We start from the raw sequence: 19,200 nt of genomic DNA on the forward strand, positions 1-19,200 counted from the left end.
GTTCGTTGTCCCGGTCACAGCACTTCCTCCGGCAATTTTCCGGCGAGGTGGCAGCGCGCCGACTGGTCGCCCGGAAAAAGGCTCACCTCCGGGACGAGCGTGTCGCAGCGGCCGGGGACCGCATAGGCACAGCGCGGATGAAAGGCGCAGCCGGCCGGCGCGTTGAAGGGATCGGGCACCATGCCCGGTATGGTTTTCAAGCGCCGCACCGGCGCCTGCCCGAGCCGCGGGATCGATTGCAGCAATGCCCGCGTGTAGGGATGCTTCGGCTTGTAGAAGATGTCGTCGACGCTGCCGGTTTCGGCGATGCGGCCCAGATACATCACCGCGACCCGGTCGGCGATATCCGCCACCACGCCGAAATTGTGCGTGATGAAGACGATGGCCATTCCCATCTCCGCCTGGAGCGATTTGAGAAGCTCCAAGATCTGGGCCTCCGTCGTCACGTCCAGCGCTGTCGTCGGCTCGTCGGCGATGAGAAGCGCCGGGTCGCAGGAGAGCGCCAGGGCGATCATCGCCCGCTGGCGCATGCCGCCGGAGAGCTGGTGCGGATAGCGCTCGATCATCTCCGTCGGCTTCGGCAACTGCACCTTCTCCAGAAGCTCGATGGCGCGGGCGCGCGCCGCCTCCTTGCCGACGCGCCGGTGCAGCATGACCGTGCGCATGATCTGCGTGCCGATCGAGTGGACGGGCGAAAGCGCCGTCATCGGCTCCTGGAAGATCATGCCGATATGCCCGCCGCGCAATTCGCGCACCTGGCGGCCGTCGCGCGGCAGGCTGGAGATCTCGACCTCCTTGCCCGGCTCGGGACGGAAGCGGATGCGCCCGCCCGCTTCTATGGCGTTCTTGGACAGAAGGCGCATGATGGCGCGGGCGGTGACCGACTTGCCGGAGCCCGACTCGCCGACGATGCCCAGAACCTTGCCACGGTCGACGTGGTAGGAGACGCCGTTGACGGCCCGGACGAGCCCCTCGCGCATGGAGAAGTGCACATGCACGTCGTCCAGTTCCAGCAAGCGCTCGGGCGGCATGGGGGTGGTGTTGACGCTCACTGTTTGCCTCCGCGCCAATCGCATATGGATTCTGAGTCTTTGATCGGACCCCCACCCCTTACCCCTCCCCCCAAGGGGGAGGGGGATTCTGAGAGGTCGGCGCCCCCCTCCCCCTTGAGGGGAGGGGTGAGGGGTGGGGGTTCCGGCGAAGCCAGCAAAAATAGTTCATAGGCAAAAGCGCTTTCCATACGATTCCCCTCACCGGCCATAGGGATCGGCGGCATCGCGCAGGCCGTCGCCCATGAAGTTGAAGGCGAGCACCACCAGGACCACCGCGGCACCCGGCGCGAGCAGCCAGGGGGCGAGCGAGATGGTGCGCAGGTTCTGCGCCTCCTGCAAAAGCACGCCCCAGCTCACCACCGGCGGCCTCAACCCCAGGCCGAGGAAAGAGAGAGCCGTTTCGCCGAGGATCATCTCAGGCACGGCGAGCGTCATGGCGGCGATGATGTAGCTCGTCATGGCGGGCAGCATATGCTTGGTGATAACGCGGTACTCGGAGGCGCCGGCGAGCCTTGCCGCCAGAACGTAGTCCTCCGTCTTCAGCGAAAAGAAGCGGCCGCGCACGACGCGGGCCAGGTGCGTCCAGCCGATCAGCGACAGGATGATGGTGATCAGCACGTAGACGAAGAGCGGGTCCCAGGCGATGGGGAGTGCCGCCGCGAGGCCCATCCACAACGGGATCGTGGGGATCGAGCGGATGAACTCCATCAGGCGCTGGATCCCTGCGTCGAGCCAGCCGCCGTAGTAGCCGGACACGGCACCGAGCGCGAGGCCGAGCACGAAGGAAAAGGCGACGCCGACAAGGCCCGCCGAAAGCGTGACCCGCGCCCCGTAGAGGAGACGGGTGAAGAGGTCGCGGCCGAGCGAATCCGTACCGAGAAGGTTGATCCTCTGCCGCCGGTGATCGACCCCGAACAGATGCAGGTCCGTCGGCACGAGGCCCAGGAACCTGTAGGGCTCGCCGCGGACGAAGAGGCGGACCGGCAGGATCTCCTCGCGATCCGCCTCGTAGGTGACGCGTGCCGTCTCCGGATCGCGCGTGCGCTTGAGCGCGTAGACGAACGGCCCCTTGAACGCGCCCTCATGGAAGAGATGGACCGCGCGCGGCGGCGAGAACGTGTTGAGCCGATCGATGGAAGACGGCGTATAGGGCGAGACGAAATCGGCGAAGATCGCCGCCACGCACAAAAGCACCAGGAAGACCAGCGAGGCGACGGCCAGCCGGTGCTGCCGGAACCGCCACCAGATCAGCGTCCAGGGTTTTGCGGTATAAAGCTGCTCCTCGCGGCCGGGTGCCGCTTCGGTTACGGGAGCTTCCAGTGTCTCGATTGCCATCGGTCGACCCCTCACGCGTAGCGGATGCGCGGATCGGACCACGCGAGCAGAACATCGGAGACCAGCGTGCCGACGACCGTGAACACGCTGAGTATGAGGATGAAGCTGCCGGCGAGATACATGTCCTGCATCTTGAGCGCCTGGAGAAGCAGCGGGCCGGTGGTCGGCAGGTTGAGCACCACGGCCGTGATCACGTCGCCTGAAAAGAGCGCCGGCAGCGCCCAGCCGACGGTGGAGATGAACGGGTTGAGCGCCACGCGCACCGGATAGCCCCAGACCACCTGGCGCTCGGAGAGGCCCTGCGCGTAGGCGGTCTCCACATAGGGCTTTCCCATCTCGTCGAGCATGTTGGCGCGCATGACGCGGATGAGGCCGGCGGCACCGCCCGTCGCCAGCACGACGACGGGTATCCACAGATGCGACAAAAGATTGAGCACCTTGTCGAACGTCCAGGGCGCGGATTCATAGCGCGGCGACAAAAGGCCGCCGACATCCATGTTGAGCCAGGTGAAACCGAGCCACATCAGGATGAGCGCCAGCAGGAAGTCGGGGATGCCTTTGCCGAGGAAGCCGAAGATGGTGAAGAGATAGTCGAACAGCGAATATTGCCGGGTCGCCGCGTAGACGCCGACGGGGATGGCGATGATCCAGGTGAAGACCATCGACAGCGTCGAGATGGCGAGCGTCAGCCCCAGCCGCTCCCAGATGAGCGAGGAGACGGGGGCGTTCCATTCGAGCGAATGGCCGAAATCGCCGCGCAAGAGGATGTTCGAGATCCAGCGCCAGTACTGCACCAGTATCGGGTCGTTGAGACCGTATTGCTGGCGCATGGCCGCTTCCTGCGCCTCGGTCAGATATTCCCCGCCGTGGCGGAGCTGTGCGGCGTAGGCCGTTATATAGTCGCCGGGCGGCAACTGGATGATCACGAAGGAAATGAAGGACACGAAGACGAGCGTCGGGATCGCCCAAAGCGCGCGTTTGGTGAGGTATCCGAGCATGTCCTCCGCTCCCTTCGAAATCGTTCTTTGTCAACCGGCCGCTAGGCCGAGCCCGCCGGAGTGCGCCGGCCGTCCAGCTCGGATGGCTGCGGAAGGATGCATTTTGGTTGCAACAGCATGTAATGCCGTCATCCCGGAAGCCGGAGCGTGAGCTACGGCTGTCCGGGACCCATTCTCGCCTCACGGATGCTCCGGCGAAGCGGGCCGGAACGTGGACGACTCACGGAATGGATCCCGGCCCTCTCTTCGCCTCGCTCCGTTCGACCGGGATGACGCGCTTCCCGGCATCCGAACGCAATCATCGAAGCCTTCGGGGAAAGGCAAGGCCTTCCCCCGGGGGCTCCACCTACTGCTTGATCCACATCTGCTGCGGTTGGCTGAGGCCGACGCCGCGGGTAACGTCGTCTTCCACCTTGCCGTCCACGAAGTTGATGAAGTTGTTGGAGACGATCGCGGGCACGGCCTCCTCGCCGACGAGGCCGATCACCCAGCCTTCCGTGACGAAGGTCTCGATCATCTCGTTGACGGCCGCATCCGCTTCTTCGAGCGAACCCGCGGTGGACGCCTTGTCCCAGGCCGCCCAGACCTGCCGGATGGGATGGTCGGCCGGCGGCTCGATGCCGGATGCGCCCTCGGTCGAGTACCACACGTAGTACTGATTGGCGTAGCTGTCGTTGCCCATCATGATACGCGGGTCGGCCGGCACGACGGACAGGCGGTCGAAGGTGTAAAGATGAACCTGGAAATCGTTGTTATCCCGGTTCGAATCCCACTGCGTGCGGTCGATCATGCGCGGCAGGAGCTCGATGCCCACATCGCGAAGATTGTCGGCTGCGAGTTCCAGGACCGTCGACTTGTCGGGATGTGCGCTCTCGACCACAATGGCAAGACGCTGGCCGTCCGGCCGCAGGCGGAAGCCCCCGCTGTCGCGCTCGGTGAGGCCCAAGCCGTCGAGCAGCTCGTTGGCGGCATCCGGGTCGTATTCGGCCCAGTGCTTTTCCAGATCCTCCCGGTAATAGGGCGAGCCGGAGATGGGTGCGGCCTGACGCCCCTCGGCCAGGCCCGAGAATGCCAGCTCGTTGATCAGCTCGCGGTCGATGGCGAGGTTCAGGGCATGGCGGAAATCCTTCTCCTCGAAGAGCTTCCGCAGCACCTCATCCTTCATGTTGTAGTTGGGCACAAGCGACCAGGTGGTGGCGGAGGTACTGTTGCCGACCCGGAAGTTCCCCTTTTCCTCGTTCTCCTTGTAGAAGGTGAAGTCGGCTGTGCTGGCATAGCGCATCTGCATGTCGATCTGCCCCTGAACGACCATGAGATTGAAGCTCTCCTGCTCCTGGAACAGCTTGTGCTCGATGCGGTCGATATAGGGGAGCTGGTTCCCCTCCTGGTCGACGGCATAGTAGTAGGGATTGCGCACCATGGTGACGACGTCGCCGGGGGCCGGCCTTTCGATCTTCCAGGCGGTGATGACGGGCAGGTCCGGGTTCGACCACCAGGCCGTTATCACGCCCTTGGAGCCCCACAAATCCGTCCATTTCTCGGCGCCGTACTTCTTCGCCGCCGCCTCAAGCTCCTCCTTTGAGGCGTATTTGTCGTTGAACTGGGCAAGGTAGTGCTTGGGGAACAGGAAGCTCGGCCGGTCGAGGCTCGGCTCGCCGGTCGAATCCTTCGCCAGGATCTGCAGGAAATAGACATAGGGCTCGGCGAATTTCACCTTGAAGGTCCGCTCGTCGACGATCTCGACCTCCATCGGCTTGCCGCCGGGTGAGAAGGTGGGGTCGATCACCGGCACGATCTCGGGGTTGAGGAAGATGTCCTCGTACCAGAAGCGCACGTCCTCCGTGGTCACCGGCTCGCCGTCCGACCACTTCAGGCCCGCAAGCAGCGTAAAGGTGTATTCGGTCGAATCCTCGTTGACCTCGTAGGATTCGATATAGGCCGGCACCAGCCGGAGCACGCCGTCATCGCCCTGCTCCCATTTGAGCACGCGCTCTTCCATCAGCTTGGTGGGCCCCCAACGGTCGCCCGGGCCCTTGTAGGCGCGCTGCCAGGTGCCGCCGTATTGGCCCACCTCCACCGCCTCCAGAACGGTGGGATTCTCCGGCAGCCGTTCGTCGACCGGCGGCAGTTCGCCCGCCGCCACCTTCTCGGCGAGCATGGGGGCCTCCTGAAACGCGTGGGCGGACGCCAGGAAGGAGGCCGAAGAGATCAGGCCGATCGCGAGCGCGGCAAGTGTGCGTTTGGCACTCATGTGCATTGCCTCACTGGTTTTGAGAAGAAGAACGCGCGTATGCGCGGGCGCGCGGCGATCCGCCGGCGCTGGCTCTGCCCGATGTTCGGGCGTCAAACACAACGAAAAAATTTTCATGTCCTCCCTTTTGCTGCTTTCCTCTCCCGCAGCCGAAGCAGCCTTACTTTCTTATCACCGCCTCATGCATGCGCCACTTGTTAGAATATACAATTGCGACAATTTCGCTACGAATCAACAGAAAATATTTGCACGAGCCTCCACCCCGGCAGGCAGCCATCCCAGTGAAAAGGCCGAAAAAGAGAACGCAAATTTTTCAATTGATTAGCGCAACCCTCACCCATCAAGCGTGGCGACGCTCTTGCGGATGACAAGTTTGCAGCCGAGCTCGAGCCGATGCGCGGCGCGCTCGGTGGTGTTGGCGAGCACCCGCTGTTCGAGAAGGTGCAGCGCCTCCGGGCCCATCTGGTTGAGCGGCACATAGACGGTGGTCAGCGGCGGCGTCACCAGTTCGCCGAGCGCCACGCCGTCGAAACCCATGACGGAAACATCCTCGGGGATGCGGATACCCGCCGCGGTGAGCGCCCGCATGGCGCCGAGGGCAAGATTGTCGGCGGCGCAGAAGATCGCCGTCACGCCGTCGAGCCCTCCGCTTTCGGCAAGCCAGTGCGCGATCGCCTTTTCGCCGAGCTTCGGCTCGTACCCGCCGGTATAAAGCACGCGCGCGTCGGCCAGGGGCAGTTCGTTGGCCTTGAACGCGTCGATGAACCCGTCGCGGCGGCGCCGGATGGTCGTGCGCCCCTCCCAGGTGAGATGCAGGATGGTGCGGTGCCCCTGCGAGATCAGCCAGTTGGTCGCAAGTTGCGCGGCAAAACGGTTGCCGGGCGTGACGCTGTCGATCTTCATCTCCAGGTCTTCGCCGTTGATCAGCACCGCCGGTATGCCGGCATTGCCGATCCCATGCAAAACCTCGCGCCGGTCGTCGTTGAGAAGCAGAACGCCGTCGGCCGACTCCGCCTGGGCGGTCTCGACGATCTTGCGGGCCGTCAGCGAGCCGTTGCCGGTGAGCGGCACAAGCCGGACGCCCCGGCGCTCGCACTCGCGCGTCAGCCCGTTGAGCACGGTCCAGGAAAAGAGATTGATCTCGTTCTCCGGCATCGCGTCGTCCGGCACGGCGAGCACCACCGTATCGAGCGCGGTGATCGTCGCCTTGGCCTGCCGCTCCGCCAGATAGCCGAGCCGGCGCGCCGCATCGACCACACGCGCCCGCACCTCGGCCGAGATGGGCGCCGTGCCGTTGAGCACGTGCGAGACCGTCGAGATGGCCACTCCCGCCTCGCGGGAGATGTCCTTTATGCCGACCTTCTTGCGTGGGGGCATGGGTTTCATCCGGAGCGGGCGAAAGGATCGTGTGCAGGCTGATCCACAACGGCCGGCGTCATCCCGGAAAGCCGAAGGCTTGTCCGGGACCCATTCCGTGACCAGTCCACGTTCCGGAATGGGTCCCGGACAGCCTCCGCTATCGCTCCGGCTTCCGGGATGACGGCGGTGGTGGCGGCTGGATGCACTAGACGCATCTCGCGCTACTCCGCGTAGAACGGGTTGGTGAAAAGTCGCGGCTCTTCGCCGTGCCAGACCTCGAAGCGCGCAAACCGCCCATCCATCCGCCCTTCCTTTACGATTTCGGCCTGCCCCGGCTCCGCCCGAAGGGCTTCGAGCGTCCCCCGTTCGGTGACGAGCCGCACCTCGTCGCCCGCCGCAAGTCCCGAAAACCGCACCGCGTACGGCGCACCGGAAGGCAAGCGCTCGCCGAACATGGCGGCACCGTCGAGCGGCTCGGCCATCGTCGTTTCCGGCCCGAAGCACACCACGTTGCGCCCGGCCCTTACGGCGTCGAGCACGTCGGCCACCGCTTCGCCATGGGCGAGGAGCCTGTTCGACGGGCGGCCGTGCCGGCGCCGGTTCTTCAGGTGAAAGTCGCTGCCGCCGGTCGCCGGGACGATCCTTCCGGCGGCCAAAAGCTCCTGCCAGAAGTGAAGGGCATCGGCGTTCAGGGGCGACCAATGGCCGTTCCAGATCTCGATGGCGTCGAAATCGAGGTCGAGCCCGCACTGCCACTTGCCGCCCTCCGAACCCTGGAAGGGATGGTTGATGACGATGGTCGCTCCGTTCGCCCGCGCCTCGGCCATGCGCTCGGCCACGTCTTCCGGCCGGCGGCAGCGCCAATCTTGCACGGGGTCGGCGACGCCCAGGAAATTCGTGTGGCCCCAGTAGCTGGTCAACTCCATGCCGGGGATCACCAGCATGCCCGGATCGTCCGGCCGCACGCGGTTCTGCGCGGTGGTGTTGTGGTCGGTAAGGGCCACGAAGTCGAGGCGGGCGGTGCGCGCCCGGTGGATCGCGTCGCCCACCGGCACGCCGCCGTCGGAATGCTCGGTGTGGGAATGGATATCGCCGGTGAGCCAGCGGGCGCGGCGCGGGATCAGCCTTATCGTCACGTCGACCCGGCAATCCGGCCCAACCTTGACGATACCCAACACCACGTCCCAGCGCCCGGCGAGCGGGCCCGGATGGTAGCCGGGTGTGGCCCTGTCGGCGGCGATCGTGATGTGGCCGTACTCCGATCCGGTCCAGCCGCGCATGCGCCCTTCATGCGCCATGCCGAGATCGATCACGCTACCGCCGCTGCCGGCCGGGAAGAGGTAGGAAACCTCGATCCGCTCGACCTCCGGCCCGACGTGGAAGGGAATTTCGACAAAGGATTTATCGCCGCCGGGAAAGTCGGTGACGATGTGGGTGAAATGGTGCTGCTGGCTTCCCACGGCTATCCTCTCCCCAGTCGAGCCAGGGTCAACGCATATGAGTTATTTTTGCCGGCTTCGCCGGGACCCCCACCCCTCACCCCTCCCCTCAAGGGGGAGGGGGGCGCCGACGCCTCAGAATCCCCCTCCCCCTTGAGGGCAGGGGTGAGGGGTGGGGGTCCGAGCAAGAAATCACAATCCATATGCGATTGCCCTCCCCAGCCGGATGGTGCGGATCTGAAACGGTGCGAAGTCGAGCCTTACCTTGCCGTCGGTCACGGGAAGCGCTTCGGGGGAGCGCTCCAGAAGATCGACCTCGACCGCCTCGGCAAAACCATCCGGAAGGATGAGCGCGGCTTCCGCTCTGCGCCCATGCGTCTCCCACAGGCGGAGGACGATCCCCTCGCTTTCCTCCGCCTTCTTCACGCTCTCGACGGTGACGCCTTCCCCCTCCACCTCGAGGAGCGAGGTGGAGGCGCCCGCCGCGCCTTCACCGCCTTCCAGCAGCCGGAGCGGCATGTTGAAGGCCTCGGCTGCCGCCGGCACGCCCTCGCCCGCAAAGGTGCCGTGATGGACGAGAATGCCGTAGCGGAAACGGTGCTCGCCCTGGTCCGCTTCCGCCCAGGGCCAAGTCGGGGAGCGCAGGAGGGTGAGCCTGAGCGTCGTGCCTTTCGCGTCGTAGCCGTATTTGCAGTCGTTCAGGAGGGCGGCGCCGAAATCGGGCTCCGAGACATCCAGCCAGCGGTGCATGGCGCATTCGAACCGCGCCGTATCCCACGACGTGTTGCGATGGGTCGGCCGCCGCACATGGCCGAACTGGATCTCGGCATTGACCGCGTCCGCGCGGATGTCGAGAGGAAATGCCGCTTTCACCAGCGTATGCTGCTCGTGCCAGTCGACGAAGGTGTCGAAATCGAGCCGGGCCGACCCGGCTTCCAGCGCCACCACCTGGACGATGCGCGAGCGCTCGTAGCGCCATTCGAAGCGGATGGCGGCGCGATAGGGGCCGGTCTCGACCACCTTTGCCGAGACGAGATCGTCGATCTCCCACGCCTGGTCCTCGAAATCAGGATCGATCTCCCAGGCGTCGAAGGCAACCGGCATGTCGCGGAAGGCCTGCAGCCGGTTTGCGCACACGCCAGGCTTCAGGACCTCGCGCCCGTTGCGCTTGTCGCGGATCGAGACGATGCGCCCCTTCTCGTCGAAGGCTACCGTGAGAACCGCGTTCTCGATATGGCGCTCCGATACCGATAGGTCGCCCGACCCTTCGGCCGGCGCGCCGTCCTCCACCCGCACGATGCGCGTTGCCAGCGCCGGCACGGCGGCGATGGGCGCGACCTGCTCCAGCGCGCCGTCCGCCCGGTGCACGCTTTGCGTTGGCAGTCTTTTGCCGCCGTCGACGACCGTCTTCGCCCCGGCGCCCGGCAGCGCGGCGAGCCCGCCGCGCGGCCGGCCGAGGGCGTTGAACAGGAGATGTTCCCCCTTCCCCGCCAGCACACCCGCGAGTTCCGCCGTCAGCGCCGCCGCCTCCTCGAAGAAGGCCGCATAATCGCGGTCGCTGTCCTCGTAGACGCCGCCGATGGAGGAGCCGGGCAGGATGTCGTGGAACTGGTTGAGAAGCACGATGCGCCAGAGCCGGTGCAGGCGTTCGGACGGATAGGGATGGGCGCGCGAGAGATTGGCGAGCACCGCCAGCGCCTCGATCTCCCTCAGCGCGATCTCGGCCAGGCGGTTGTTGCGCTTGTTCTTGGCGACCGAGGTCAGCGTGCCGCGGTGGTATTCGAGGTAGAGTTCGCCGACCCAGGTGGGGAAGCGCTCGGGCTCGGCCGCCATCCTCTCCAGAAGCCGCTCGAAGAAGGGGCGCATCGCCTCGTGCCGCACCTTCGGGCAGCCGGGAATGCCGCGCTCCATGCGCCTGACGTTTTCCAGCATCTCGCGCGTCGGCCCGCCGCCGCCGTCGCCGTGGCCATAGACGAGGAAGATTTCCTCGTTCGCCGCCTGCTGCCCGTAGCGCCGCCACGCCCCCATCACATGGCTTGGCTTCAGGTCCGGATTGTAGGTCGTGCCGATGCTCTTGGCGTCGTAGGGCTGGGTGGTGAGGAAATAGGCCGCGACGCTCGTGCCGTCGATGCCCTGCCAGTGGAAGGTGTCGTAGGGCATGCGGTTGGTGTCGTTCCACGACAGCTTGTGCGTGACGAACACGTCGAGCCCGGAAAGGCGCATGAGCTGCGGCAGGGCCGCCGTATAGCCGAAGGTGTCGGGCAGCCAGACGATGCGCGGGCGCACCCCGAACTTTTCTTCGTGATAGCGCACCCCGTGCAGGATGTGCCGCACGAAGGATTCGCCGCCGGTGATGTTGGCATCCGGCTCCAGCCACAAGGCGCCTTCGATCTCGAACCGGCCTTCACAAACGCGCTCGGCAAGGCGTGCGAAGAGCTCGGGATAATCCTCCTCCAGCCAGTCGAGGAGGACGCCCTGATTATACATGAAGCGGTAGTCGGGATACTCCTCCATCAGGCGGAGTGCCGTCGCCATGGAGCGCGCCATCTTGCGCCGCGTGGCGGCCAGCCGCCAGAGCCAGGCGACGTCGATATGGGTGTGGCCGGTGGCGACGACGGTGGGCTTCTTCTCGAAATCCGCCGCCTCGTAGATGCGCGCGGCGATGGCCTCGGCCGCCACAAGGCTCGCCGTGAAGCGTGCGGCATCGCCCGGCCGGAAGTCGATCGCTGCGAGCGCGGCGTCGACGCCATTGAGGATGAGATGCCGCCGGGCGTCGTCCTCCGCCAGATGCCGCGCCACGTCCACAGGCACGCGCAGATCGTAGTAGACCTTCTGCGCAACGGCATCGTGCACGAGGAGCGCGACTGACAGGCCGAGCAGGCGCCGATCCTCGATCGTCTCCGCCTCGATGACGATCTCGAAGCGCTCGCCGGCGACGGCGTTTTCGGTCAGAAGCACCTCGCGGTGGTTGCCGTCCACCCCTTGGGCGATGCGGTCGCCGATCCAGACGAGGCATTGCGGGTCGGAGCGCCCCATCGGGCGCCCGAACTCGGCCTCGACACCCAGGAAGACCCTGCGCCCCGCCGCAGTCGCGGGAATCTCCACTGTACCGGCAAACTGGAAGCGCCTCTCCGGGCCGCCCCAGACGAGATCGTCCCGCATCTCCAGCCAGCCGTTTCCTGGCGCGGCGGCGTTCCCGCCATCGGACACTTGTCGGAACCGCAACGGCACGTCGGCATCGAGCGGTTGAAAAATCCGCTCGCGGAGCGCTCCAAGGAGATGATCTATCTTGGTGATACGGTGCATTGGCTGTCGCTGGGTAGGGGGCTGTCACTGGGTAGGGGGCTGTCACTGGCTGGGGCTCGCGGCAGGTCCCAATCGCCCTCACGGGCGGCGAAACGGGCCGAGAGGAAGTGAAAGTTTTTCATGATTTGCCACATCTGAGCCGAAAAACTATCGCGCCATCGTCTTCTTCACAAGCCTTCATTCCGGCCTCTCCACCGCCCCTGCCTTCGCTCCGGGCCATGCGCCCCGACCGCCACTTGCGCGATTCATCCTGAAAATAATTTCGTACGGGCGAAGGTAGCGCTCGCAGGGCCGGCACGCGCCTTTCCCTGTCGCCTTCAAGGTCGAAAAGCCCGGCGCTTGACGTGGCTTTCATCATCGCACTATCATCCCCTTAGAGGGAATAAACATCATAATAATGGAATAAGAGGAGAAACAGATCATGACGAAGCTACGGTCGTTCTTCACCGCATCGGCGCTCGCCGCGTCCTTCGGTGCCCTGTCCCTGCCTGCCCAGGCGGAAGGGGTGATCGACGTCGCCATCATCGGCGAGCCGGACACGCTCGACCCGATGATGTCGACCAAGGATGTGGTCAGCACGGTGACGCAGCACTTCTACGAGACGCTGTTCACCTTCAACGGCAACTGGGAGGTCGTGCCGCTTCTGGCAGATGCGATGCCGACCATCGCCGAGGAGGGCAAGCACTACACCATCCCCATCCGCCAGGGCGTGACCTTCCACGACGGCTCGACGATGGATGCCAATGACGTCGTCGATTCGCTGAAGCGCTGGACCGAGGTGGCCACCCGCGGCAAGGGCGTCGCCGACAAGATCGCCTCGATCGAGGCCACCGACGACTACACGGTCGAGATCCGGATGAACGAGGCCTATTCGCCGCTTCTGTCGCTGCTCGCCTTTTCCAACTCGGCCGCGGCCATCTATCCGCAGGAGAACATCTCCGAGACCATCGGGGAGGTGATCGGCACAGGTCCTTACAAGCTCGTCGAGCACCGCCCCGACCAGTTCCTCCAGGTGGAAAGGTTCGAGGACTACGCCTCGCGTGACGAACCCTCGAATGCCGCGGGCGGCGCGCGCAAGCAGGTCCTCGACGAGATCCGCTTCGTGCCCGTCCCCGACCCCAACACGCGCCTCGAGGGGCTGATGTCCGGCCAGTACCACTTTGCCGAAGGCCTGGAGACGGAAGCCTTTTCGCGGCTCGAGGGAAGCGAGACGGCCGAGCCGGTGCTCCTGCGCCCCTTCGGCTGGCCGGTCTTCGCCTTCAACCACAAAGCCGGGCTGATGACCGACCTGAACGTCCGCCGCGCCGTGCAGGCGGCGCTGTCGCCGGACGATATGCTCTATGCCGCCTTCGGCGACGAGAACTTCTTCGTCGTCGACGGGCCGCTCTATCCGGAAGGCTATGTCTGGCGCAACGAGGCAGGCATCGAGAACTACGCCCAGGCCGATGCCGAACGCGCGGCGGAATATCTGGAAGAGGCCGGCTATGACGGAACGCCGCTCAGGATCCTGACCTCGCACCAGTACGAGTTCCACTTCAAGATGGCCGAGGTGGCGAAGGTCAACCTCGAGGCGGCCGGCTTCACCGTCGATATGCAGGTGGTCGACTGGGCAACGCTCGGCGAGCGCCGCAACGTGCCGGACCTGTGGGACATCTACATCACCCACTCGCCCTTCCTGCCGGAGCCGGCGTTGACCAGCCTCTACAACACCGCCTCCAACACCGGGTGGGCGGACGAGGAGAAGGAGAAGGTGCTCAACGCCTTCACCTCCGAGACCGATCCGGAGAAGCGCGCCGAACTCTTCACGGAGCTGCAGCGCCTGGTCTACGAGCAGGCGGCCTTCTACAAGGTCGGCGGCTTCAACGCCCTGATGGGCAAGAGCCGGAAGCTTGAAGGCATGGACGAAACGCCCTGGCCGTTCTTCTGGAACGCCTCGCTGGCCGAGTAGACCGAACCGGCGGGCGCCATCCGCGCCCGCCACTTAACGCCCGGCTTTAAGCTCCCAGGCCTATCATGCTGACTTATATCGCTAAACGCTTCGTTGGTATGGCCGTCGTCATGTTTATCGTGCTGACGGTGGTCTTCGTCATCGTCCGGCTGGCGCCGGGCGATCCGGCAGCCCTTATGCTGGGGCCGGAGGCGACGCCCGAGGACGCGATGGCGCTGCGCGAGAGGCTCGGCCTCAACCGGCCGATCTTCGTCCAGTATGCCAGCTTCCTGGGGCAGATCGCCTCGGGCGACCTCGGCTCGTCCCTCTTCTTCAACCGCCCGGTTCTCGACGTCCTGGCGGGGCGCGCCGAGCCGACCGTTTTCTTGAGTCTCTTCTCGCTGATCATCGCAATCGTGATCGCCCTGCCGATCGGCCTCGTCTCCGCCTACACCCGCGGCTCCCTGTTCGACCAGGCGTCCGTGTCGACGGCGATGCTGGCGGCCTCCGTGCCCAGCTTCTGGACCGGGCTCCTGTTCCAGCAATATCTCGCCACCAAGACGGGCTGGTTTCCGGTCGCCGGCTATGGCGGACCGGACGCCGACTTCTTCGACCGCATGCGCCACCTCATCCTGCCGTCGATCGTGCTCGGCATCGTCAATTCGGCACTCATCCTGCGCTTCTCGCGCGCCGCCATGCTCGATGTGCTCTCGGACGACTTCGTGCGCACCGCCCGTGCCAAGGGCATGAGCGAGTGGCGGGTCGTGCTGCGTCATGCATTGAAGAACGCGCTGATCCCGATCGTCACCGTCGTCGGCCTCACCTTCGCGCTGCTGATTTCGGGTGCTGTGGTGACGGAGCGGGTCTTCAACCTTCCCGGCATCGGCTCGCTGGTCGTCGGCGCGGTGCTGCGCCGCGACTATCCGGTCATCCAGGGAACGCTGATCGTCGTCGCCGGGCTCTACGTCCTCATCAACTTCCTGGTCGATATGCTCTACCTCGCCATCGACCCTCGCGTGAAATACTGAGGGGCCGGCCATGGCAGACACCACGTCCATGCCCATGGAAGCGAGCCTCGCGAAGGTGCTGGTGCAGCGCCGGGCCGTCATTCTCGGCCTCGTCATCCTGGCCGTCTTCGGGGCGGCAGCCATCCTCGCCCCCGTGATCACACCCTTCGAGCCGGCCGCCATGTCGGTGCGCAACCGCCTGACGGCGCCGAACGCCACCTGGTGGCTCGGCACGGACGAATTCGGCCGCGATATCTTCACCCGCCTCATCTACGCGGGCAGGGTCTCGCTGCTGGTCGGCGGCGGCGTCGCCATTATATCCTCTCTCATCGGCATCGCATTGGGTCTGGCGGGCGGCTTCTTCCGCCGCCTCGACGGCCCGGTGTCGCGGGTGATCGACGCCATGATGGCCTTCCCCGACATCCTTTTGGCGATCTCGCTGGTCGCCGCCCTCGGCGGCTCGCTTATCAACGTGGTCCTGGCGCTGTCGATCGTCTACGCGCCGCGCATTGCCCGCGTCGTGCGCGCCTCCACCCTCGTCATCCGCGAGCTCGCCTATGTGGAGGCGGCCCGCGCGCTGGGTGTGGCCACCTGGCGCATCCTCGTCCATCACCTTTTGCGCAACATGGTCTCGCCCATCATCGTCCAGGCGACCTTCATCTTCGCTTATGCGATGCTCGCCGAGGCGGGGCTTTCCTTCCTTGGCGTCGGCATCGACCCGGAGACCCCCACCTGGGGCACCATGATCAACACCGGTCGCCAGTATATCGACACGGCCGGCTGGATGATCCTCTTCCCCGGCATCTCGATCACGCTGTGCGTGCTGGCGCTGCAGCTCGTCGGCGACGGTCTGCGCGACGCGCTCGACCCGCGCATCTCCAAGGAGCTTTGAGAATGGCGCTTCTCCTCAGGAATTTCCGCCTCGTCGGCTTCGGGGATGCAAGCGCCAGCGAGATCGCCGTCGGCGCCGACGGCTCTATCGCCGCGAAGGCCGATGCGGGTGCCAGGATCATCGACTGCGGCGGTGCCTGGCTCTCGCCCGGCTGGGCGGACCTTCACGTGCATGTTTGGCACGGCGGCACGGACATCTCCATCCGCGCCGACGAGGCGGGCCTGAAACGCGGCGTCACCGCCATGGCCGATGCGGGCTCGGCCGGCGAGGCGACGTTCCATGGCCTGCGCGAATATGTCATCGAGCGGCAGCGGGAGACGATCAAGGCCTTCGTCAACATCGGCTCCATCGGCCTCGTCGCCTGCAACCGCGTGCCGGAACTGATCGACGAGCGCTTCATCGACGTCGATCGCACGCTTGCCGTCATCGAGAAGAACCGCGACGTGGTGTGCGGGGTCAAGGTGCGCTCCAGCGGCGTCATCGTCGGCGCCTGGGGCATCACGCCTTTGCAGATCGGCAAGCGCGTGGCCGAAATCGCCGGGCTGCCGCTGATGGTGCATATCGGCGAGCCGCCGCCGGTGCTCGACCAGGTTCTCGACCTGTTGTCGCCGGGCGACGTGGTCACCCACTGCTTCAACGGCAAGCGCGGCGGCTCGATCACCGACACGGAGGCCTTGTTCGCCCACGCGAAGAGGCTGGCGGAGGCCGGCGTGCGCATGGACATCGGCCATGGCGCGGCCTCCTACAGCTTCACTGTTGCAAAGGAGAGCATCCGCCAGAGCCTCAAGCCGTTCTCCATCTCCACAGACCTGCACGGTCACGATCTCGATGGCCCGGTCTTCGACCTGGCGACCACCGCCTCCAAGCTTCTCGCCGCAGGCTTGAGCTTCGAGGAGTGCGTCGACGGTATCGCCGCCAACCCGCGCGCCTTCCTCGGCCTTGATGCCGCACCGCTGGCGCCGGGCAGCCGTGCCGACTTCACGGTCTTCGACCTTGCCGACAGCGACGAAGAAGCGCGCGACAGCCAGGGCAACGTGTTGCGGCTTGAGAAGACGTTCGAGCCGAGGTTAGCCATCCTTGGCGCCGTCGCAACACCCGCGGCGAGGGCCGGACGGGAGGGCAGCGATGGTTGATGCGCCCGCCATCTCCCGCACTGAGGCACCCGCAGCGCTTGCCAAGGACATCGTGCTGGAGGCCCAGAACCTCAGCACGCACTTCGTCTACAAGACGCGTACCGCCAAGGCCGTGCGCGATGTCAGCTTCACGCTCCAGAAGGGCCGCACGCTGGCGATTGTCGGCGAATCCGGATCGGGCAAGTCCGTTACCTCGCTTTCCGCCATGCGCCTGCTCGGGCCCACGGGCGAGATCGCCGGCGGCAGCATCCTCTACCGCAAACGCGACGGCACGGTGGTGGATCTCGCCCGTCAGAGCCAGGCTGCGATGCGCCAGATCCGCGGCCGTGAGATTTCCATGATCTTCCAGGAGCCGATGACCTCGCTCAACCCGCTCTTCACCATCGGCGATCAGATCGGAGAGATGCTGCTTCTGCACGAGCGCCTCGCCGCGCCCGACATCCGCCGCCGCGTGATCGAGATGCTCAACCTCGTCGAGATTCCCGGCGCCGAACGACGCCTCGACGACTATCCGCACCAGATGTCGGGCGGCATGCGCCAGCGGGTGATGATCGCCATGGCGCTCATCTGCCGTCCGGCGCTTTTGATCGCCGACGAGCCGACAACGGCCCTGGATGTGACCATCCAGGCGCAGATCCTCGACCTGATCCGGCGCCTGCAGCGCGAGCTCGCGATGTCGGTGCTGTTCATCACGCACGATATGGGCGTCGTGGCGGAAGTCGCCGACGAGGTGGCGGTGATGTATGCCGGCGAGGTGGTCGAGCAGGCGCCGGTGAGGGATATCTTCGCCCACCCGCGGCATCCCTATACGCTCGGCCTTCTGGCCTCGATCCCCAACGTCCGGCGCGACTTCGACGCCGCCGGCGCCCGCAGGCGGCTGGTGCCGATCCCCGGCACCGTTCCTTCGCTCTATGCCATGCCGCCCGGCTGCGCCTTCGCGCCGCGCTGCCCATATGCGGTGCCACCCTGCGGGTCACCCGTGCATCTTGAACGCATCGCGCCGAAGCATCTGTCGCGCTGCATCAGGGCGGGAGAACTGTGATGGGCGCGATGGAAAGTCAGGATACCCTCCTCGCCGTCGAAGGTCTGTCTAAAACGTTTCAAACAGGCGCCGGCGACGTGCATGCGCTGAAAGATGTGAGCTTTTCCATCCCGCGCGGCAGCGTTGTGGGGCTCGTGGGGGAGTCCGGATCGGGCAAGACGACGCTCGGCCGCTGCCTCCTGCGCCTGGTGGAGCCCTCCGGTGGTGCCGTCCGCTTCGACGGTACGGACCTTTTGGCGCTCGGGAGCGCTGAGATGAAGCGCATGCGAAAGCGCATGCAGATCATCTTCCAGGACCCCTTCTCCTCGCTCAATCCCAGGATGCGCGTGCGTGACATCATCGGCGAGGCACTGGTCACCCACGGCATCGGCAAAAGCCGCACCGAGCGCCGCGACCTTACCGCAGGACTGCTCGAGGAGGTGGGGCTGAAGGCAGACCATCTGAGCCGCTTCCCGCATGAGTTCTCCGGCGGCCAGCGCCAGCGCATCGGCATCGCAAGGGCGCTCGCGGTCGAGCCGGAATTCATCGTCGCCGACGAGGCGGTCTCCGCGCTCGACGTTTCGGTGCAGGCGCAGATCCTCAACCTGATGCAGGATCTGAGGGAACGGCGCAGCCTCACCATCCTCTTCATCGCCCATGATCTGTCCGTCGTCGAATATCTGTGCGAGGAGATCGTCGTGCTCTATCTGGGGCGCGTGGTGGAGAGCGGCACGGCAAGGAAGCTCTATGCCGAACCCGCGCATCCTTATACACGGGCGCTGCTTTCGGCCGCGCCCGTGGCCGACCCGGATGCCGTGCGCAACAGACAGGTGCTCAAGGGCGAGATCCCGAGCCCGCTGTCCCCGCCGTCAGGCTGCGTCTTCCGTACCCGCTGCAGTTTCGCCGACGAGGCCTGTGCCATGCAGGTGCCTGGCCCCGTCGTCCTTTCCGAACACCAGACCTCCCATTGTTTGAAAGCAGGTAGCATTTGATGAGACAGGTAGATCGCGCGCTCGACACGCCCGAGAGCCGGCTCGCCTTGCGCGGGCTGGCGCTGCCCGACCGGGCGCCCCGGCCGATCGGCAATTTCCGCAACGTCATGCGGATCGGCTCGCTGCTCTACGTCTCGGGCCAGGGGCCGGTGGAAGCCGGCGGCGGCTTGAAGACCGGCAAGGTCGGCGGCGACGTGACGGCCGAGGAAGCGCGCCTCCACGCCGAACTCGTCGGGCTCAACCTTCTCGCCGTCCTGAAGGATTATCTGGGCGACCTCGCCGAGGTGCGGCAGGTCATCAAGATCTTCGGCATGGTCAATGCCGTGCCGGACTTTGCCGACCACCCTCACGTCGTCAACGGCTGCTCGGACCTTCTGTGCTCGATCCTCGGCGAGCGCGGCATTCACGCGCGGTCGGCGATCGGCGTCGGCTCGCTGCCCAACAACATCACGGTCGAGATAGAGGCCATCGTGGAGGCCGGCGCGTGA

Annotated in this window: 14 protein-coding genes; 7 read left to right on the forward strand and 7 right to left on the reverse strand. The window is 65.6% G+C overall.

Going from position 1 to position 19,200, the window contains the following annotated elements:
* Positions 1–14: 14 nt before the first annotated feature.
* From GM910_RS00570 to GM910_RS00600, 7 genes are all read right to left on the reverse strand, one after another.
* Positions 15–1,052 (reverse strand): ABC transporter ATP-binding protein, encoded by a 1,038-nt coding sequence (locus GM910_RS00570; protein WP_246225793.1) that lies wholly within the window; start codon positions 1,050–1,052, stop codon positions 15–17.
* A 198-nt stretch (positions 1,053–1,250) separates the two neighbouring features.
* Positions 1,251–2,387: an ABC transporter permease gene (locus tag GM910_RS00575; protein WP_159585492.1), complete on the reverse strand. Its 1,137-nt coding sequence runs from the start codon at positions 2,385–2,387 to the stop codon at positions 1,251–1,253.
* Between the two features lie 11 nt (positions 2,388–2,398).
* On the reverse strand, positions 2,399–3,385 hold the full coding sequence (locus GM910_RS00580) for an ABC transporter permease (protein ID WP_159585494.1): 987 nt from the start codon (positions 3,383–3,385) through the stop codon (positions 2,399–2,401).
* 346 nt (positions 3,386–3,731) lie between these two features.
* Entirely contained in the window at positions 3,732–5,636 is a 1,905-nt protein-coding gene (locus GM910_RS00585) for an ABC transporter substrate-binding protein (protein WP_159585496.1), read from the reverse strand.
* Positions 5,637–5,969: 333 nt separating this feature from the next.
* Positions 5,970–7,013, reverse strand: coding sequence for a LacI family DNA-binding transcriptional regulator (locus GM910_RS00590; protein WP_246225794.1), 1,044 nt, complete (start codon positions 7,011–7,013; stop codon positions 5,970–5,972).
* A gap of 203 nt (positions 7,014–7,216) precedes the next feature.
* A complete protein-coding gene (locus tag GM910_RS00595) occupies positions 7,217–8,455 on the reverse strand; it encodes a CehA/McbA family metallohydrolase (protein ID WP_159585500.1) in 1,239 nt (412 codons plus the stop codon).
* Positions 8,456–8,626: 171 nt separating this feature from the next.
* Positions 8,627–11,740, reverse strand: a complete 3,114-nt coding sequence (locus tag GM910_RS00600; protein ID WP_159585502.1) for an alpha-mannosidase — start codon at positions 11,738–11,740, stop codon at positions 8,627–8,629.
* A gap of 421 nt (positions 11,741–12,161) precedes the next feature.
* Between GM910_RS00600 and GM910_RS00605 the strand changes: the two genes are divergently transcribed.
* From GM910_RS00605 to GM910_RS00635, 7 genes are all read left to right on the forward strand, one after another.
* On the forward strand, positions 12,162–13,688 hold the full coding sequence (locus GM910_RS00605; RefSeq protein WP_159585504.1) for an ABC transporter substrate-binding protein: 1,527 nt from the start codon (positions 12,162–12,164) through the stop codon (positions 13,686–13,688).
* Positions 13,689–13,753: 65 nt separating this feature from the next.
* Entirely contained in the window at positions 13,754–14,695 is a 942-nt protein-coding gene (locus tag GM910_RS00610; protein WP_159585506.1) for an ABC transporter permease, read from the forward strand.
* A gap of 10 nt (positions 14,696–14,705) precedes the next feature.
* Positions 14,706–15,566 (forward strand): ABC transporter permease, encoded by an 861-nt coding sequence (locus tag GM910_RS00615; protein ID WP_159585508.1) that lies wholly within the window; start codon positions 14,706–14,708, stop codon positions 15,564–15,566.
* Positions 15,567–15,568: 2 nt separating this feature from the next.
* A complete protein-coding gene (locus GM910_RS00620; protein ID WP_159585510.1) occupies positions 15,569–16,699 on the forward strand; it encodes an amidohydrolase family protein in 1,131 nt (376 codons plus the stop codon).
* Positions 16,692–17,741 (forward strand): ABC transporter ATP-binding protein, encoded by a 1,050-nt coding sequence (locus GM910_RS00625; RefSeq protein ID WP_159585512.1) that lies wholly within the window; start codon positions 16,692–16,694, stop codon positions 17,739–17,741. The genes GM910_RS00620 and GM910_RS00625 overlap by 8 nt, the downstream gene beginning before the upstream one ends.
* Positions 17,741–18,712 carry an ABC transporter ATP-binding protein gene (locus tag GM910_RS00630; protein WP_159585514.1) on the forward strand — a complete coding sequence of 324 codons (972 nt, stop codon included), beginning with the start codon at positions 17,741–17,743 and terminating at the stop codon, positions 18,710–18,712. Before GM910_RS00625 ends, GM910_RS00630 begins: the two co-directional genes overlap by 1 nt.
* The gene (locus tag GM910_RS00635; protein WP_159585516.1) at positions 18,712–19,200 is read left to right on the forward strand and encodes a RidA family protein; all 489 of its coding nucleotides are present in this window, start codon (positions 18,712–18,714) and stop codon (positions 19,198–19,200) included. The genes GM910_RS00630 and GM910_RS00635 overlap by 1 nt, the downstream gene beginning before the upstream one ends.

It is taken from the genome of Chelativorans xinjiangensis, assembly GCF_009812055.1.
GTDB lineage: Bacteria > Pseudomonadota > Alphaproteobacteria > Rhizobiales > Rhizobiaceae > Chelativorans > Chelativorans xinjiangense.

Excerpts from the sequence above, each read along its gene's own strand:
- GM910_RS00630 (WP_159585514.1), top strand. The coding sequence starts at position 17,741 with ATGGGCGCGATGGAAAGTCAGGATACCCTCCTCGCCGTCGAAGGTCTG.
- GM910_RS00620 (WP_159585510.1), top strand. The coding sequence starts at position 15,569 with ATGGCGCTTCTCCTCAGGAATTTCCGCCTCGTCGGCTTCGGGGATGCA.
- GM910_RS00635 (WP_159585516.1), top strand. The coding sequence starts at position 18,712 with ATGAGACAGGTAGATCGCGCGCTCGACACGCCCGAGAGCCGGCTCGCC.
- GM910_RS00590 (WP_246225794.1), bottom strand. The coding sequence starts at position 7,013 with ATGCCCCCACGCAAGAAGGTCGGCATAAAGGACATCTCCCGCGAGGCG.
- GM910_RS00610 (WP_159585506.1), top strand. The coding sequence starts at position 13,754 with ATGCTGACTTATATCGCTAAACGCTTCGTTGGTATGGCCGTCGTCATG.
- GM910_RS00575 (WP_159585492.1), bottom strand. The coding sequence starts at position 2,387 with ATGGCAATCGAGACACTGGAAGCTCCCGTAACCGAAGCGGCACCCGGC.
- GM910_RS00600 (WP_159585502.1), bottom strand. The coding sequence starts at position 11,740 with ATGCACCGTATCACCAAGATAGATCATCTCCTTGGAGCGCTCCGCGAG.
- GM910_RS00615 (WP_159585508.1), top strand. The coding sequence starts at position 14,706 with ATGGCAGACACCACGTCCATGCCCATGGAAGCGAGCCTCGCGAAGGTG.
- GM910_RS00625 (WP_159585512.1), top strand. The coding sequence starts at position 16,692 with ATGGTTGATGCGCCCGCCATCTCCCGCACTGAGGCACCCGCAGCGCTT.
- GM910_RS00585 (WP_159585496.1), bottom strand. The coding sequence starts at position 5,636 with ATGAGTGCCAAACGCACACTTGCCGCGCTCGCGATCGGCCTGATCTCT.
- GM910_RS00580 (WP_159585494.1), bottom strand. The coding sequence starts at position 3,385 with ATGCTCGGATACCTCACCAAACGCGCGCTTTGGGCGATCCCGACGCTC.
- GM910_RS00605 (WP_159585504.1), top strand. The coding sequence starts at position 12,162 with ATGACGAAGCTACGGTCGTTCTTCACCGCATCGGCGCTCGCCGCGTCC.